Genomic DNA, 355 nt, shown 5'->3' with positions numbered 1-355 from the left:
CCCCGCCGAGCAGAAGAAGCTCGACGACGAGATGGAAGCCTTCTATGAGGAGAAGTACGGGGACGAGATCAATTTCGACGGCCCCGAGCTGACGGACGACGTGAGGAAGGCGCTCCGCGACTTCTCCGGACTGGGCGGCGTGCTGCGCTTCGATGACGGCTCACTCGAGCTCGAGGCGGTCGGCGACCCGCTGCTCGGTGGCTACCAGGGCCGGTACGACGGCACCGATGCACAGCGGGTGATCAGCCGTCTCCCGGCGGACACTGCCGTGGCCTTCGGCGGCGGGTTCGCCGACGGCTGGGCCGAGGACACCGTCGCGAGCTCGGGTGGCTACTTCCGGATGGGCGGGACCGAA

At 68.5% G+C, this 355-nt stretch carries 1 protein-coding gene; it reads left to right on the top strand.

The features are described 5' to 3' along the window. Positions 1-355 (top strand): hypothetical protein (locus ACOADB_RS12630; protein WP_378598904.1); only part of this gene is annotated, 355 nt, incomplete at both ends.

Origin of the sequence: Nocardioides sp. CPCC 206348 (assembly GCF_048654705.1) — a bacterium.
Lineage (GTDB): Bacteria > Actinomycetota > Actinomycetes > Propionibacteriales > Nocardioidaceae > Nocardioides.
The sequence above is the reverse complement of the archived record's forward strand: the minus strand, read 5'-3'. Positions and strand labels throughout refer to the sequence as shown.